Here is a 14,085-nt window from a genome sequence, read left to right on the forward strand (position 1 = left end):
CGCCCGATCCCCCGCCCCCGCCGGCGGCGCCGTTGGAGACCAAGCCACCGCCGGCGCCGTCGCCACCGTTGCCGCCGCTACCACCACTGCCACCCTGGCCAGAACCGCCGGTCTCGTTTCCGCCGGCTCCGCCGTCTCCCCCGTAGCCACCGACACCGCCGATGCCGCTAAGCAACCCGCCGTGGCCCCCGGCGCCGCCGTTCCCCCCGGTGCCACCCGTGCCTGCCGGTTGGGACCCGCTGGAATGGGCGCCTGCAACGCCGTTACCGCCGGCGGCGCCAGCTCCGCCATTGCCGAACAGCAATCCGCCGCTGCCGCCGTTACCGCCGTTACCCCCGCTGCCGCCGGCACCCGTGCCGGAACCTCCCGAACCGCCTGCCCCGCCGTTGCCGATCAACCCGGCAGACCCGCCGTTACCACCGGCCCGGCCCGAGCCAGCCGGCCACGAGTAGCCGTTGCCTCCGTTGCCGTACAACAGTCCGCCCGGCCCGCCGTTCGGGTTGGTCGCCGTCCCGTCGGCGCCGTTGCCGATCAGGGGCCGTCCCAGCAGGGCGAGAGTTGGTGGGTTCACTGCATTGAGCAGTACCTGCTCGACGTTTACCGCCTCGGCACCCACATACAGCTCGGCGCCCGCCGTCAATGCCTGTACCAACCGATCATGAAACGCCGTGGCTTGACCCCCGAGGATCTGATATTCGCGAGCGTATGCGGCGAACACATTGGCGATCGCGGTCGATATTTCGTCGGCCGCCGCCGGCAGCACTCCCACCGTCCGCGTCGCCGCCGTGACGTTGGCCACGCTGACCGCTGAACCGATAGCCTGCAGGTCTCGGGCCGTTGCGACCAGTGTGTCCGCGGTCACCACCACAAACGACATCCGCCCGACCTCCGTTTGCCCGCGCGGCCGACAATCGGCTGCCAGCCGACCCGACTAACCCACGGTCACCGTAATGCCGCTCCTGGCGCGAGTGCGGGTATTGAGGAAAACCATCGCCCCGGGCTAAACCACCGGCTGCAACACCTCGGTACCCACGAACGGGACCAGCGCAGTGGGCACCCGCACGCTGCCGTCGGGCTGCTGGTGGTTCTCCAGGATCGCGACCAGCCAGCGGGTGGTGCCCAGAGTCCCGTTGAGCGTTGCCGCAATCTGCGGCTTGCTGTTGGCGTCGCGGTAGCGCATCGCCAGCCGGCGTGCCTGAAAGGTGGTGCAGTTCGACGTCGAGGTCAGCTCGCGGTAGGCGCCCTGGGTGGGCACCCAGGCCTCGCAGTCGAACTTGCGCGCGGCCGACGAGCCGAGATCGCCTGCGGCGACGTCGATGACCCGGTACGGCACCTCGATCAGCCCGAGCATCTCGCGTTGCCAGCCCAGCAACCGCTGATGTTCGGCCTCGGCGTCGCCAGGCAGGCAGTAGATAAAGCCCTCTACCTTGTCGAATTGATGCACCCGGATGATGCCGCGGGTGTCCTTGCCATGGCTTCCGGCCTCGCGCCGAAAGCAGGACGACCAGCCCGCGTAACGCAGCGGCCCACCGGACAAATCCAGGATCTCGTTGGCGTGGTAACCCGCCAGCGGCACCTCCGAGGTGCCAACCAGGTAGAGGTCGTCGGCCTCGAGTCGGTACACCTCGTCGGCGTGGGCGCCCAGGAAGCCGGTACCCGCCATGACCTCCGGGCGCACCAGCACCGGCGGGATCATCGGGATGAAGCCGTTGGCGACGGCCAGCCGAACCGCCAGCTGCAGCAGCCCCAGCTGCAGCAGCGCGCCCCGGCCGGTCAGGAAGTAGAACCGGGAGCCGGACACCTTGGCACCGCGTTGCATGTCGATAAGACCCAGCGACTCACCCAATTCCACGTGATCTTTCGGGTCGGCCAGCCGCGCCGGCTCGCCGACGACGTCAAGGATCGCGTAGTCGTCCTCCCCGCCGGAGGGGACGCCGTCGAGGATGACATTCGGGATCGCCAGATGCGCTCCGGTGAACGCCGCCTCGGCCGCGGCCTGGTCCGCCTCGGCGGCCTTGACCTGCTCGGCGAGTTCCTTGGCGCGCTGCAGCAGCGCCGGACGCTCCGCCGGGGATGCGGCGCCGACGGTCTTGCTGGCCGCCTTCTGTTCGGCGCGCAGCGCATCGGCCGCCGAGATCGCGGCACGGCGCGCGGCGTCGGCCGTCAACAGGGCGTCTACCAGCAACGGGTCTTCGCCGCGACTGAGTTGGGAGCGGCGCACGGCGTCAGGATCTTCGCGGAGCAACTTCAGGTCGATCACGGCCGCAAGACTACTTTTGACCGCCAAACTGGGTACTGTCAGAGGCCCGGCACCGGCCCGGGTATCACATCTGCAACATTGGTAACGCCACTGGGCGGCCCCTGTCACAATGGAACCGATGTTGGACGCGCCCGAGACGGAATTGCCGGCCGAAAGCTCACCCGAGGGTGACGCCGACGGCACCTCCACCGCGGCAGCGGCAAAGCCGCCGCGCACCCGTTTTCACTGGCCGCGTGCGCTGCAGGCGTCGACGACCAGGCGGGCGCTGCTGCTCACCGCGTTGGGTGCACTGTTGATCGCCGGGCTGGTCACCGCCATACCCGCGGTCACCACGGGGCCCGGGCGCCTGGCCGGCTATATCGACAACAATCCCGTGCCCAGCACCGGCGCCAAGAGCAACGCCGCCTTCAATCGCGCCGCCAGCGGCGACTGCCTGACCTGGCCCGACGGCATGCCGGAGGCCGCAACCATCGTCAGCTGTTCCGGTGACCACCGGTTCGAAGTGGCCGAGTCCATCGACATGCGCACCTTCCCCGGTTCGGAGTACGGGCCCAACGCCGCTCCGCCGTCGCCGGCGCGTATCCAGCAAATCAGCCAGGAACAGTGCGAGGCCGCCGTCCACCGCTATCTGGGCGCCAGGTTCGATCCGAACAGCAAATTCACCATCAGCATGCTGTGGTCCGGCGACCGGGCGTGGCGACAAGCCGGTGAACGCCGCATGTTGTGTGGTCTGCAGCTGCCCGGCCCCAACAATCAGCAGACCCTGTTCAAGGGCAAGGTGGCCGACCTCGACCAGTCCAAGGTCTGGCCGGCCGGCACGTGTTTGGGCATCGACTCGAGTACCAACCAACCGGTTGACGTTCCGGTCGATTGCACGGCCCCACACGCGATGGAGGTCACCGGCACCGTCAACCTCGCCGAGAAGTTCCCGAACGCGCTGCCCGCCGAACCCGAGCAGGACACCTACATCAAGGACAACTGCACCCGGATGACGGACGCCTACCTGGCGCCGATCAAGTTGCGCACCACCACGTTGACCCTGATCTACCCGACGTTGTCGTTGCCCAGTTGGTCGGCGGGAAGCCGTGAGGTCGCCTGCAGCATCGGCGCGACACTGGGCAACGGGGGCTGGGCCACGCTGGTGAACAGCGCCAAGGGTCCGCTGCTGATCAACGGCCAGCCGCCGATTCCGCCCCCCGACATCCCCGAGGAGCGGCTCACGCTGCCGCCCATCCCGCTGCAGGTGCCGACCACGCAACCCGCGGCCCCGGCCCAGGAGATCCCGACCACCCCGCCCGGCAACCAGCATCTGCCCAATCAACAGCCGGTGGTGACGCCGTCTCGCGCGCCTGCCGCCCCGGCCACCACCCAGGCACCCGCCGCGACTGCGACACAGGCCCCGCCACCTGATGGCGGTGCGCCACCGGCGGCCCCGCCTCCCGAAGCTCCGCCACCGGCCGAGCCCGCGCCGGAGGGTTAGCCCGTGGCGGTGCGGATGGCCCCGCAGCGGTTCGACGAACTGGTTTCCGACGCACTCGACCTCATCCCGCCAGAACTGGCGGCCGCGATGGACAACGTTGTCGTCTTGGTGGCCGACCGCCACCCCGGCGACCGCGACCTGCTGGGCTCGTACGAGGGGATCGCCCTGACGGACCGCAACTCCGATTACGCCGGAGCACTGCCCGACGCCATCACCGTCTACCGCGAGGCACTGCTAGATGTCTGCGAGTCCGCCGACGAAGTGGTGGAGCAGGTGGCGATCACGGTGATCCATGAGATCGCCCACCACTTCGGCATCGACGATGCCCGGCTGGACGAGCTGGGGTGGGGCTGACCGAACCCGGCCCGAGACGGGCGCGGCATCCCGGATTTGTCCGGGGCCGATGCTATGAACACATCATGAGCACAGTCTGTCGCGACTGCCGGACAGGCGTCTATCACTGCCACGGCACCATCATTCGCCATGCTCTGGGCCGGGCCGAATGCACCGAAACCGATTGCGACGGGCCGGAGATATCAGTGCACACGTTCGTCATCGACTGCGATGCTGTTGGCTGCCTTTGTACCGACCTGGGCGACGGGGCGGTCCGCTCACCCCATCGGGTCAGTGCTTGACGTCACGGCGTCCACCACCGGAGTGGGTGGGCCTTGCACGGGGTCGGGGTAGAACGGCGGTCGCAGCGCTGCCCACTGGACACAACTCCACCGCCCGTCGGTGATGGGAGCCAACACCACGCATTCGGCATTGCCCAGATGGTTGTCCAGCACGAAGGCGCCGTCCACTCCGGCCAGCACCGCGGAGGTCAGCCGGATCGCCGCTCCATGACCGACCACCACGATGTCACCGTCCCAGGCGGCGTCGTCAAGGTAGCGCATCCGCAGTTCGGTGAGCACCGGTACGTAACGGTCCAGGACGTCTTCGCCGGACTCACCGCCGGGCAGCGGCACGTGCAATTCACCGCGATGCCAGCGCTCGTAGATCGCGTTGAATTCGGCGACGGCCTCGTCGTCGTTCCGATTTTCCAGCTGCCCCACCTGCACCTCGTGGATGCCGTCGAGCTCGAGGGGCGCCAACCCGAGTTCGGCCGCGATCACCGCCGCCGTTTCCGACGCCCGCACCGCCACCGAGTGCCCAAGCAGGGCCGGGCGAGCGTGGCCGCCACGCGCGAATCCACGGGCCTGTTCGCGTCCCAGCGGCGTCAGCGCCGTGCCCGGTGGTCGGGTGTCCAACCGGCGTTCGACGTTGCCATGGGACTGGCCGTGCCGCAGCAGCACCAAACGACCGCTCATCGCCCAAACTCCCGGGACGGCCCGGGCTGGCCCGCCTTCAGCCGCTCCAGCCAGATCGATGCATCGTCGGGCGGTGGCGGTTGCATGCCAACCGCTTGTCCCGTCGGCCAGGAACCCAGAAATCGCACATCAGCACAACGACGATGCAACGCCTTGAGTGCCTCGGCCACAGCGTCGTCGTCGATGTGACCAATGCAGTCCACGAAGAACACGTAGGTGCCCAATTCGGTACGAGTCGGCCGGGATTCGATTCGGGTGAGGTCAATGCCGCGCATGCCGAACTCGGTCAGCGCCGCCACCAGCGCACCGGGTACGTTGTCGAGCCGCAAGACCGCCGAGGTGCGATCGGCCCCGGTGCGCGCCGGAGGCCGGCCGGGCCGGCCGATCAGCACGAAGCGGGTTCGCGCGCTGGACTCGTCGACGACACCGTCGGCCAGCGAAGCCAAGGCCCAGTGCGCGGCCGCCAGCGGTGACGTCACCGCGGCGTCGACTCGTCCCTCGGCGACCTGGCGGGCCGCGTCGGCATTCGAATACGCGGGGCGCATCTCGACGCCGGGCAGCTTCGCGGTCAGCCACTGCCGCACCTGCGCCGCGGCAACCGGGAAAGCGGCCAGGGTACGGACGTCGGCGGTGCCGCGACCGGGCTGCACCACGATGCTGAACGCCACGTCGAGCGTCGTCTCGGCGAACACCTGCAACGGCGAACCGATGGCCAGGCTGTCCAGCGTGGGCGCCAACGACCCGTCGATCGAATTCTCCATGGGCACGCAGGCGAAATCCGCCGCGCCGTTACGGACAGCATCCAGGGCGGCGGGCGTGCTTTCGACGGGCCGGCGCTGGGGCGATTCCGTTAGCTCCGCTTCCGCGCCGGGCACCAGCCCCGCGGCCGTCACCTGCAGCAGCGCCGCCTCGGTGAATGTCCCCTCCGGACCGAGGTAAGCGATGCAGACCACCCTGACAACACTAATGGCGAGACGCGTCCTTGCGGCGAAGGAGCCCCGTAGCTTAAGTTAGGCTTACCTAACTCACGGACCCAGGAGTCTGCCGCGATGTTGACGATCACCAGCCCGAGGCCCACAACGGCCGAACGGATTCGCACCGTGTGCGCCCGCGCCGGCACGGGCCTGCTGGCGGTGGAGCCCGAACGACACCCCGAACGACACCCCGAACAAGCCCCCGAAAGGCCCATTGCCACGCCGCTGCATCACTTGATGCACGACGGTTCCTTCGTCCTGGCCGTTCCCGGCGAACGGGCCGCCGCGGCCCGCTACGGGTCCGGCGGCGGTTCGCAGGCCCTGCTCGAACTCACCGACTACGCCCCGCTGCCGCTGCGGGAACCGGTCCGGTCACTGGTGTGGATCCGCGGCCGCCTGCGCCAGGTCCCGTGGGGATCGGTGACCTCGGTGCTCGACGAAATCGCCACCGAGAACCCGGATCCGACCCTGCTACAGGTCCATACGCCGCGATCCGGCTCCGCGCTGAAGCAAGAGAACCGGTACGCATTGCTGCGGCTGGAGACCGAATCGGTGGTCGTGACTGACCCCACGGGGGCCGCGCCCGTCGGTGTCGCGGAGCTGCTGGCGGCCCGGCCGGATCCGTTCTGCGAGATCGAATCGACGTTGCTGTGGCACCTAACCACCGCCCACGGCGACGTGGTCGCCCGGCTGGTGTCCCGGTTGCCGTCCCAGTTGCGTCGCGGCCCGATACGTCCCCTCGGGCTTGACCGGTACGGCGTGCAGTTTCGGGTCGAGGGCGACGACGGTGACCGTGACATCCGGCTGCCTTTCCACCGGCCGGTCGACGACATGAACGGGCTGGGGCAGGCCATCCGGGTGTTGATGGGATGCCCCTTCGTCAACGGCTTGCACGCCCGGCGGCGCCGCGCTTCGTAACCCGCGGTCGCGACCGCCTGCGTTGCCGGGTCGGGCCACGTACGTTGTCCAGGTGAACGGCGATCGAACACCGGAGCCCGGAGGCCCTCGAGGCCCGGTGCCGCCGGAGCCGTCGCAGGTCATCCGGCGCGAAGGTCCGCCGCCCCGGACACCGGGCGGGCCACACCGCACATCGGGATCCACACCGCGGGCAGCCGATCAGCCGCCAGGATCCACAGGCCGGAGCGGACGACAGCACGGTCGCGCCACGCCGACGCCACCCTTGCGGCCGGCCTCGCCGAAGGGGCGCCATAGCCGGGTCAAACGACGCTGGGGCCGGATCGTGACGCTGGGCGCGCTGATCGGTCTGTTACTGGCCGGCTCCGGCATCCTCGGCGGCGCCCTGTGGCTGGACACGGCGCTGCGCCGGGAGCCGGTGTTCAGCGATTACGCCGATCGCCCGGCAACCGGCCGCGGCACGAACTGGCTGCTCGTCGGCTCTGACAGTCGCCAGGACCTCACCGCCGAGCAACAGCGCAGCCTGGCCACCGGCGGCGACATCGGCACCGGACGCACCGACACCATCCTGCTGGTGCACGTGCCCGGGTTCGGGTCGAGCAACCCGACGACGTTGGTGTCCATACCGCGCGACTCCTCGGTGCCGATACCGGGTCACGGCCGCGACAAGATCAACGCCGCGTTCATGATGGGGGGCTCGGCCTTGCTGGTGCAGACGGTCGAGCAGGCCACCGGGTTACGTGTCGACCACTACGCCGAGGTGGGGCTCGGCGGCTTCGCCGAGCTGGTCGACGCGCTGGGCGGGGTCGACATGTGCCTGCACGAGCCGATCCGCGATCCGCTGGCCGGTATCGACCTGCCGGCCGGCTGCCAGCGACTGGACGGTCGACGAGCGCTGGGTTACGTCCGGTCTCGCGCGACACCGCGGGCCGACCTCGACCGCATGCTCAACCAGCGCCAGTTCATGGCGGCGTTGCTGCATCGCGCCGCCAGCCCGGCGGTATGGCTCAACCCGTGGCGCTGGTACGCGGTGCCGCACGCGGCAGCCGGCGCGTTGACCGTCGACCAAGGCACCCATGTCTTCGACTTGGCCCGCCTGGGATGGGCGCTGCATGAACACCCGACCGCATTGACGGTTCCGATCGGTGAGTTCACCGACAGCGATGTCGGCTCGGTGGTGGTATGGGACCACGACGCGGCGCGGGAATTGTTCGATGCGCTGGCTTCCGACGCCGCCGCACCGGCATCCACGATCGACGGACAGCCTTAATCGCACCGGGTCACCCGCAGACGATTATTTTGGTTAGGCAAACCTGGCTTTAATCAACGGCGTTATTTCGAGGTGTACATCGGTTAGGAGATGCTTTCCTCACTAAGTGATACCTTCGTTGCAAGCACCCTTCTACCTGCACTAACCTGTCGTCATGACTGACTACGACGGACACAAGACTAAATTTCATGCGTTATTGCAGGAGCAAATTTTCAACGAATTCACGACTGCACAGCAATATATTGCGATCGCGGTCTATTTCGACGGCGAGGACCTGCCACAATTAGCGAAGCATTTCTACGGCCAAGCGGTCGAAGAGCGCAACCACGCGCTGATGCTGGTGCAACACCTGCTCGACCGCGGCCTACGCGTCGAGATACCGGGCGTCGACACGGTCCGAAACCAGTTCGACAAACCGCGTGACGCGCTCGCACTGGCGCTGGACCAGGAGCGGGCGGTCACCGATCAGGTGAGCCGGCTGGCCGCGGTGGCCCGCGACGAGGGTGACCTCCTCGGCGAGCAGTTCATGCAGTGGTTCCTGCAAGAGCAGGTCGAAGAGACCTCGCTCATGTCGACCCTGCTGCGGATCGCCGACCGCGCCGGCTCCAACCTGTTCGAGCTCGAGAACTTCGTCGCCCGCGAGGTAGGCCGGGCGCCCTCCGCCGCAGGCGCGCCGCGCGTCGCCGGCGGCAGCCTCTAGCCGCGGGTCTGGCCGGCCTGCCCCTGCTGCAACCAGGCCTTCGTGCGGGCGGGGTGATGTGTGGCCATCCACGCCACCCCGACCTCACGGCAGAATTCGACGTCGTCGTATTCGTCGACGTTCCAGCAATAGACGGCGCGTCCCTGGGCGGCCGCGCGGTCGACGAGTTGCGGGTAGTCCTTCAACGCCGGCAGCGACGGTCCGACCGCGGTTGCGCCGACGGCCGTGGCCGCGCTGCTGGCCAGGTACCGCCCCGTCTTGCCGAGCAGCACCGTCGGCAACAGCGGCGCGGCCCGGCGAACCCGCCAAACCGCGGCCGCCGAGAACGACATCACTACCGCGCGCGACCGATCGGCGGAAGCCGGTGAGGCGATACCGAAGCGGTGCAGAAGCGCCAGCACCTTGTTTTCGACCAGCGACCCGTATCGGACGGGGTGCTTGGTCTCGATGAAGATCTTCACGGGCCGGTTCCAGTCCAGCACCAGCGCGACCAGCGCGTCCAAGGTCAGCAGGCTGGTGTCGCCGTGAGTCCCGTCCGCACGCCAGCTTTCATGCCACGCGCCGTATTCCAGCTCGCGCAGCTCCGCCAGCGTCATCGTGCTGACCAACCCGACCCCCGTCGACGTCCGGTCCAAACGCCGGTCGTGCACACACACGAGGTGGCCGTCGCGGGTTAGCCGCACATCGCACTCCACGCCGTCGGCGCCCTCCTTGAGTGCCAGGTCGTACGCGGCCAGCGTGTGTTCCGGCCGAGCAGCGGACGCTCCGCGGTGGGCAACCACAAACGGGTGCCCGGCGATCACCTCATCGGCCCAGGTCATGCCCATTATGCTGCCGGTTCTTGCCCTTGCAGCTCAACCGTCCCGGCAGCCTCCGGAGCGGACGGCCGGTCTGGGCCATCCGGGCGCACCACAAGCCACCGGTGCGCCGGCCGTTGGACGGGTTTGCGCTCGAACCCTTCGAAGACTTGCCCGGCAGTGGCCACGGCGGCTGCCGCCAGCGCGTAGGCAACGACAGTGAGCACCGTGTTGTTGCCGATACCCTGGGCGTCGCTGGAGAAGCTGGTAGCGATAGCAAAGATCGATACCACGTTGCTGGCTACCCAGGTGACCCACCACACCACGATGGGCTGCCGAAGCCGCTGGAAGTGGTCTTCAACGACGGCCAGTTCGATCACGAAGACCGGCGCCCACAACACGTTGGCCAACGGCAGCAGGCAACCGGCCCACAACTGCCGGGGCGAACGATGCTCGGGCAGGCCCCGATACCGGAAGGCGGCGGCTCGCCGAGCGATCAGCCACGGGATCAGCAGGACGAAGCAGCCGATCATCGCGACCAGCGCGGCCACACTGGCCAGCACCCCCAACCACAGCCCGGCACCGGCCACCAGGGAGTTCAGCAAAACGTTGCGGTTGACAATGAGCAGGACGTATCGCACCACGTACACCAGGGCGGCGATGCCGAGCACCAATACCGTGGCGAACAGCGCGGCACGCACCGTCGTCGCGGCCGGGCCCGCCCTGTCCGGTGTCTGCGCCGGCGGCGGCCCTGCCAAAACGGGTCGATCCGCCAGGCCCCAACGCGGCATCACGGCGTAGCGCGGCGTGGGCCCCCGGAATCGTCGCCACGTCCGCGGGGGCGGCGGAGCGCCCGGACGTACCGCTATCCATCGGAAACCAGGCGGAAGCCGCGGCGGCGTGCGCGGCATGGCATACGGCGCCGGCTGCGGCCCCGCAGGCGAACGCCACCGCGGGTCGGGCGCCGACGGGTCCGCCAACGGCGCCATCAGGGTCCCCCGGCAACGTGGACACCAGACGCGTTGACGGTCGCGGACGTTCCACCGAGTGCCGCACTGGGAACACACCTGGATCACCGGACCAGCGTAATAGCGCGTCGGCACACGGCACAGGGCGGCGTCAAACCGGGTCAGGGCGAAGACCTTCCGCGGCATCTTCGGCGTGCGGCACTGCGCAGCGTGTACGGCCCCGGACGGCACCTGGACAGCTACTAACACCTATCCACAGTTTCCACAGCTTTATCCACAACCGGTGGCCCGGCTCGCTACCGCCTCTATCGGCCAGGTTCGGCTCGAACTGTGGATAACATCGCGGTCTCGAGACGCGCCCATGGACAACCCGGTGACGTCGCGAGCGAAGTGAACTCGTCCCTGTGAACGGCCGTTGCAGCGGCCCGCGGCCGGTGGCCACCGCCAGCACCTGGCAGCGGCCGTGGGGTTCCCCTTCTCAGAATTTTTCAACCCGTGCACCAGGCGTTATGATCTGCGACGCAATGTTCATTGTGACTCACCTCACTGAGGCCAGGTGACCATGCAGGTGGAAGGCGTTTGATGGCGACACACTCCTACGGTCCGGGGTCGACGCCGCCGTCGAACTCGCGGTCGGGCTCGCCCGCCTGGAACCATGCCTACGTCGTCGCGGCCCTGCGCGCCGGCCTGATTGCGCTCGCGCTTCTGGCGGTGCTGGCCCTCGTGGTTCTGTATTAAGTTCCCGCGCGCCGGGTATTCCTGGGTGTTTCGGGGAACTGTTCGAACTGTCGCCGGGTGACGGGTGTCCTTGCGGCGCGCGCGGTGATGCAGCAGGGTTGACTACGTCAGCCCGCCGCGTGGCGGAACCCACGCGAATGACGTGTCAGACGATTGAAGGAGGGAATGTCGTGGCTGAATACACCCTGCCCGATCTGGATTGGGACTACGGGGCGCTGGAACCGCACATCTCGGGTCAGATCAACGAGCTTCACCACAGCAAGCACCACGCCACCTACGTCAAGGGCGCCAATGATGCGGTCGCCAAACTCGAAGAGGCGCGCGCCAAGGAAGACCACTCGGCGATCTTGCTGAACGAGAAGAACTTGGCTTTCAACCTTGCCGGCCACGTCAACCACACGATCTGGTGGAAGAACCTGTCTCCCAACGGCGGGGACAAGCCAACCGGCGAACTCGCCGCGGCCATCGACGAGGCGTTCGGGTCGTTCGACAAGTTCCGAGCGCAATTCCACGCCGCCGCCACCACCGTTCAGGGATCCGGCTGGGCGGCGCTGGGTTGGGACACACTAGGTAACAAGCTGCTGATTTTCCAGGTCTATGACCACCAGACGAACTTTCCGCTCGGAATCATTCCGATACTGCTTTTGGACATGTGGGAGCACGCCTTCTACCTGCAGTACAAGAATGTCAAGGTCGACTTCGCCAAGGCGTTCTGGAATGTCGTGAACTGGACTGACGTGCAGGCGCGCTACGATGCGGCCACCTCGAAAACGCAGGGCCTGATCTTCGGCTGACACCAACATTTTCAGGGCTTGGGCGCCGCGCTATTGCGCGGCGCCCAAGTCGTTGGCCGTCCCCAATATCACCGCTGGTGCGACGACTGTGCTGGTGCGACGTCTGTGCTGGTGCGATGACTGTGCGATGACAATGACAAACAATGTCAGCGCGGGGCCGTGTCGGGTTGCGCAGCGCCAAAACCCCGCGCATGCTTGATTATTGAAACCAGACGGTGGTTCGAGCTATCGGTGTGGCTATTTCGGATGGAGGCATCTCGGAGGGCGAGATGAATGCTCGGTCAGACAGACCAATAGGGGTTGCTCCCTTTCATTCTCGTGGCGCCCTGAAAGGGTTTGTCATCTCTGGCCGTTGGCCTGATTCGACCAAAGAATGGGCCCAGCTGTTGATGGTTGCGGTCCGGGTCGCATCGCTACCCGGACTGCTTTCTACGACAACTGTATTCGGTGCCCGCGAAGAATTGCCCGACGAACCCGCGCCCGGAACCGTCGGTCTGGTGCTGGCGGAGGGCACGGTGTTCGGCGAATCCGCCATCAGGCCCGGCTATTTCGCCGCCCATCAGCCGCCCGCGCTGCTGATGCTGCATCCACCTTCGGAGACCACGCCGTCGCTGCCGGAATGCACCGGCGCGGCGTCCGGCTGTGTCCTGCTGCCCGGGTTACCGCACCTGGGGTTGGAGCATCGGGCCGCCTGGGTGGAGGCCGAAGCGGACGGCACCATCACGTCAATGGTGAGCCGCGTCGGGGTGGATCCGATCAGCCACCCCGACACGGCAATCCTGGCGATGCTTCTTGCCGCATAAGCAAATTCGAAACCAGAGTTTCGGGGCTCGAATCTCAGAATGCGGCCGCCCGAACTCGGTCCTCACCCTGGCGCGCTTCGAACACGGCCGCTAGCCTGGGGATCGTTAGCGAAGGGGAGTAGCCCCGAATCGTCGGGTCGACATACTGGTGAAAGCCCGGCCGGCGAACCGTCTGAGCAGACGGTGGGCGAGACCTTCGACCGATGTTCGATGACCGCGTCGTCATCGACCACGTGTCGAAAGGTCGTCCGAAATGCTCGCAGCCACACTACTGAGTCTGGGAGTGGTTTTCGTCGCTGAACTCGGCGACCGATCCCAACTGCTGACCATGACCTACGCCCTGCGGTTCCGCTGGTGGGTGGTGATGGCCGGGGTGGCGATCGCGTCCTTCACGGTGCACGGATTTTCCGTGGCGATCGGCCACTTCCTGGGCGCCACGCTGCCCGCGCGTCCGATGGCCTTCGCGGGCGCCATCGCTTTCCTGATTTTCGCGGTGTGGGCCTGGCGAGAAGGCACAGGTGATCAAGACCAGGCAGCAACGCCGCGGCAGCCCCGGTTCGCGCTGCTGACAGTCGTCTCGTCGTTCGTGCTGGCCGAGCTCAGCGACAAGACGACACTGGCGACGGTGACCCTGGCCAGCGATCACGACTGGGTCGGCGTGTGGATCGGCACCACGCTCGGCATGATCCTGGCCGACGGCCTGGCGATCGCCGCGGGGTTACTGCTACACCAGCGGCTGCCGGAGCAACTGCTGCACATTCTGGCCGGCCTGCTGTTCCTGCTGTTCGGCTTGTGGATGCTGTTCGACAGCGCACTGGGGTGGCGCCCGGTGGCCATCGGCGTGACCGCGACGGTGGCAGTGGTCGCGGCGGCCGGTGTTTCGGCGCAAACTCTGCGGCGGCGGCGCAAGACCGCCGCGGTTACCGCAAGGCCTGCCCACCGCGGCTGAATCGGTGCCGCAAGGTAGCCACGGGACGCCGTGCGGTTCGATGATGCCGACCGCCGCTTGGGGGCGTCTCCCATGTCCGACCGACGGTGCCGTCGGTCTCTTCCCGCCCCACAATGGCCGTCGACAG

15 protein-coding genes and 1 pseudogene are annotated in these 14,085 nt (G+C 67.6%); 10 read left to right on the forward strand and 6 right to left on the reverse strand.

Going from position 1 to position 14,085, the window contains the following annotated elements; translation table 11 throughout:
* On the reverse strand, positions 1–877 hold an 877-nt coding region (locus tag EET13_RS28250; protein ID WP_136623283.1), incomplete at its 3' end, for a PE family protein.
* Between the two features lie 123 nt (positions 878–1,000).
* Entirely contained in the window at positions 1,001–2,260 is a 1,260-nt protein-coding gene (serS, locus tag EET13_RS28255) for a serine--tRNA ligase (protein ID WP_122445348.1), read from the reverse strand.
* A gap of 109 nt (positions 2,261–2,369) precedes the next feature.
* Between serS and EET13_RS28260 the strand changes: the two genes are divergently transcribed.
* The 3 genes and pseudogenes from EET13_RS28260 (at position 2,370) to EET13_RS32080 (ending at position 4,375) form a co-directional block, all read left to right on the forward strand.
* The gene (locus EET13_RS28260) at positions 2,370–3,740 is read left to right on the forward strand and encodes a septum formation family protein (RefSeq protein WP_122445349.1); all 1,371 of its coding nucleotides are present in this window, start codon (positions 2,370–2,372) and stop codon (positions 3,738–3,740) included.
* Between the two features lie 3 nt (positions 3,741–3,743).
* Positions 3,744–4,163: pseudogene (locus EET13_RS28265) on the forward strand (metallopeptidase family protein).
* Entirely contained in the window at positions 4,160–4,375 is a 216-nt protein-coding gene (locus EET13_RS32080) for a hypothetical protein (protein ID WP_122445370.1), read from the forward strand. Before EET13_RS28265 ends, EET13_RS32080 begins: the two are co-directional and overlap by 4 nt.
* Here EET13_RS32080 and EET13_RS28275 read toward each other — a convergent pair.
* Positions 4,352–5,050: a histidine phosphatase family protein gene (locus EET13_RS28275; protein ID WP_122445351.1), complete on the reverse strand. Its 699-nt coding sequence runs from the start codon at positions 5,048–5,050 to the stop codon at positions 4,352–4,354. The two genes, EET13_RS32080 and EET13_RS28275, sit on opposite strands and share 24 nt — an antisense overlap.
* Positions 5,047–6,003 carry a prephenate dehydratase gene (pheA, locus tag EET13_RS28280; RefSeq protein WP_122445352.1) on the reverse strand — a complete coding sequence of 319 codons (957 nt, stop codon included), beginning with the start codon at positions 6,001–6,003 and terminating at the stop codon, positions 5,047–5,049. Before pheA ends, EET13_RS28275 begins: the two co-directional genes overlap by 4 nt.
* Before the next feature lie 96 nt (positions 6,004–6,099).
* Here pheA and EET13_RS28285 point away from each other — a divergent pair, with 96 nt between their 5' ends.
* The 3 genes from EET13_RS28285 to EET13_RS28295 all read left to right on the forward strand — a co-directional run bounded on the left by EET13_RS28285 (position 6,100) and on the right by EET13_RS28295 (position 8,909).
* The gene (locus EET13_RS28285; protein WP_122445353.1) at positions 6,100–6,942 is read left to right on the forward strand and encodes a DUF2470 domain-containing protein; all 843 of its coding nucleotides are present in this window, start codon (positions 6,100–6,102) and stop codon (positions 6,940–6,942) included.
* A gap of 52 nt (positions 6,943–6,994) precedes the next feature.
* Complete coding sequence (locus EET13_RS28290; protein ID WP_122445354.1) at positions 6,995–8,209, forward strand: LCP family protein; 1,215 nt, start codon at positions 6,995–6,997, stop codon at positions 8,207–8,209.
* A gap of 154 nt (positions 8,210–8,363) precedes the next feature.
* On the forward strand, positions 8,364–8,909 hold the full coding sequence (locus EET13_RS28295; RefSeq protein WP_122445355.1) for a ferritin: 546 nt from the start codon (positions 8,364–8,366) through the stop codon (positions 8,907–8,909).
* Here EET13_RS28295 and EET13_RS28300 read toward each other — a convergent pair.
* Together EET13_RS28300 and EET13_RS28305 are read right to left on the reverse strand one after the other, a co-directional pair.
* Entirely contained in the window at positions 8,906–9,730 is an 825-nt protein-coding gene (locus tag EET13_RS28300; RefSeq protein ID WP_122445371.1) for a glycerophosphodiester phosphodiesterase, read from the reverse strand. The genes EET13_RS28295 and EET13_RS28300 overlap by 4 nt on opposite strands.
* Before the next feature lie 5 nt (positions 9,731–9,735).
* On the reverse strand, positions 9,736–10,782 hold the full coding sequence (locus EET13_RS28305; protein WP_122445372.1) for a DUF4328 domain-containing protein: 1,047 nt from the start codon (positions 10,780–10,782) through the stop codon (positions 9,736–9,738).
* Between the two features lie 474 nt (positions 10,783–11,256).
* Here EET13_RS28305 and EET13_RS30700 point away from each other — a divergent pair, with 474 nt between their 5' ends.
* The 4 genes from EET13_RS30700 (at position 11,257) to EET13_RS28320 (ending at position 13,958) form a co-directional block, all read left to right on the forward strand.
* Positions 11,257–11,412 carry a hypothetical protein gene (locus EET13_RS30700; protein ID WP_168990924.1) on the forward strand — a complete coding sequence of 52 codons (156 nt, stop codon included), beginning with the start codon at positions 11,257–11,259 and terminating at the stop codon, positions 11,410–11,412.
* Between the two features lie 170 nt (positions 11,413–11,582).
* Positions 11,583–12,206 (forward strand): superoxide dismutase, encoded by a 624-nt coding sequence (locus EET13_RS28310; protein ID WP_122445356.1) that lies wholly within the window; start codon positions 11,583–11,585, stop codon positions 12,204–12,206.
* A 269-nt stretch (positions 12,207–12,475) separates the two neighbouring features.
* A complete protein-coding gene (locus EET13_RS28315) occupies positions 12,476–13,009 on the forward strand; it encodes a peptidase (RefSeq protein WP_122445373.1) in 534 nt (177 codons plus the stop codon).
* 253 nt (positions 13,010–13,262) lie between these two features.
* Complete coding sequence (locus EET13_RS28320; RefSeq protein ID WP_122445357.1) at positions 13,263–13,958, forward strand: TMEM165/GDT1 family protein; 696 nt, start codon at positions 13,263–13,265, stop codon at positions 13,956–13,958.
* Positions 13,959–14,085 lie beyond the last annotated feature (127 nt).

This window comes from Mycobacterium attenuatum (assembly GCF_900566085.1).
GTDB lineage: Bacteria > Actinomycetota > Actinomycetes > Mycobacteriales > Mycobacteriaceae > Mycobacterium > Mycobacterium attenuatum.

Coding starts and splice junctions, on each gene's coding strand:
- EET13_RS32080 (WP_122445370.1), top strand. CDS start 4,160: ATGAGCACAGTCTGTCGCGACTGCCGGACAGGCGTCTATCACTGCCAC.
- EET13_RS28300 (WP_122445371.1), bottom strand. CDS start 9,730: ATGACCTGGGCCGATGAGGTGATCGCCGGGCACCCGTTTGTGGTTGCC.
- EET13_RS28295 (WP_122445355.1), top strand. CDS start 8,364: ATGACTGACTACGACGGACACAAGACTAAATTTCATGCGTTATTGCAG.
- EET13_RS28315 (WP_122445373.1), top strand. CDS start 12,476: ATGAATGCTCGGTCAGACAGACCAATAGGGGTTGCTCCCTTTCATTCT.
- EET13_RS28320 (WP_122445357.1), top strand. CDS start 13,263: ATGCTCGCAGCCACACTACTGAGTCTGGGAGTGGTTTTCGTCGCTGAA.
- EET13_RS28275 (WP_122445351.1), bottom strand. CDS start 5,050: ATGAGCGGTCGTTTGGTGCTGCTGCGGCACGGCCAGTCCCATGGCAAC.
- EET13_RS28260 (WP_122445349.1), top strand. CDS start 2,370: ATGGAACCGATGTTGGACGCGCCCGAGACGGAATTGCCGGCCGAAAGC.
- EET13_RS28285 (WP_122445353.1), top strand. CDS start 6,100: ATGTTGACGATCACCAGCCCGAGGCCCACAACGGCCGAACGGATTCGC.
- EET13_RS30700 (WP_168990924.1), top strand. CDS start 11,257: ATGGCGACACACTCCTACGGTCCGGGGTCGACGCCGCCGTCGAACTCG.